Annotated in this window: 2 other annotated features (both cut by a window edge). The window is 66.4% G+C overall.

The window, feature by feature from the left end:
- Positions 1-517 (top strand) — a sequence feature (16S ribosomal RNA rRNA prediction is too short) (it extends 401 nt beyond the left edge of the window).
- A gap of 364 nt (positions 518-881) precedes the next feature.
- Positions 882-1,510, top strand: a sequence feature (mutual gap in cmsearch alignment for this rRNA model is longer than 100) (it continues 2,653 nt past the right edge of the window).

Raw genomic sequence — 1,510 nt, 5'->3', positions numbered from 1 at the left:
CCGTGGCCGGAAGGAGCCCGCGCAGGTGGTGCATGGCTGTCGTCAGCTCGTGTCGTGAGATGTTGGGTTAAGTCCCGCAACGAGCGCAACGCCGCATGTTGCCAGCATTCAGTTGGGCACTCATGCGGGACCGCCGGCGCCAAGCCGGAGGAAGGCGGGGACGACGTCAAGTCATCATGCCCCCCATGCCCTGGGCCGCACACGTGCTACAATGGCCGGCACAGCGGGCAGCGGACCCGCGAGGGCGAGCGAATCCCTTAAAGCCGGCCCCAGTTCGGATCGGAGGCTGCAACCCGCCTCCGTGAAGCCGGAGTTGCTAGTAATCGCGGATCAGCACGCCGCGGTGAATGCGTTCCCGGGCCTTGTACACACCGCCCGTCACACCACCCGAGTCGTCTGCACCCGAAGCCGCCGGCCCAACCCGCAAGGGGGGGAGGCGTCGAAGGTGTGGAGGGTGAGGGGGGTGAAGTCGTAACAAGGTAGCCGTACCGGAAGGTGCGGCTGGATCACCTCCTTTCTAGGGAGACCTAGCGAATCCACGCAGAGAACCGAGCCGCCCCCGCCCGCCGTCCCGCGGGCGGGGCGCGGCGGCCCGAGTCCGGGGCACCATCGCGAAGCGTCGCGGCATCCGGCCTCCAGGGGTCCCCCTGGGGGCACCTTGAAAGCCGCATAGCGTCGATTTCACTATGCGAAATCACCATCTCCATCAGATCCCGCGCCGCGAGGCGCGGTGACTGCGCGAGGGTGATCCGCATCGTAAGATCGCGAAGATGCAACAACCAACGCTTCATGAGACATGAAGCTCTATCCGTAACGAAGACTTACGTCAGTTACTGCATGTGGACCTTAATTTAGATATCCCTTCGGCGGATTCCGGGGAACCGGAAGATGTCGAGGGCGCACGGTGGATGCCTTGGCATCCGGAGCCGAAGAAGGACGTGGCAAGCTGCGATAAGCCGCGGGGAGGCGCAAACGGCCTTCGATCCGCGGATCTCCGAATGGGGGAACCCGCCCGGGGCCATGCCCGGGCGCGCCCGCCCGAACGCATAGGGCGGGACGGGGCAACCGGGGGAACCGAAACATCCAAGTACCCCGAGGAAGAGAAATCAAACGAGAACGCGCGAGTAGCGGCGAGCGAAAGCGCGCGAGCCCAAACCGGCGGCGCCGTCGAGCCTCGACGCGCTGGCCCGCCGGGGTTGCGGGGCATGCGAGGGGAGGGGTCGAGCCCTCCCGGGAGGTTGCAAACCGCACGCGCAGCGGAACGGCATGGGAAGGCCGGCGATACCGGGTGAGAGCCCCGTACGCGAAGCGCATGCGGCCTCCCCGGCATGTCCCCGAGTAGGCCCGGGCACGTGAAACCCGGGCCGAAGCTGGGGGGACCGCCCTCCAAGGCTGAACACTCCCGGATGACCGATAGTGGACGAGTACCGTGAGGGAAAGTGAAAAAGCACCCCGAGAGGGGAGTGAAACAGCGCCTGAAACCGTGCGCCCACAAGCAGTCGAGCGCCCC

Origin of the sequence: Slackia exigua ATCC 700122, assembly GCF_000162875.1 — a bacterium.
In the GTDB taxonomy this organism is placed as follows: domain Bacteria; phylum Actinomycetota; class Coriobacteriia; order Coriobacteriales; family Eggerthellaceae; genus Slackia; species Slackia exigua.
Note: the sequence above shows the minus strand (reverse complement) of the source record. Positions and strands in the feature narration are given on the sequence as shown.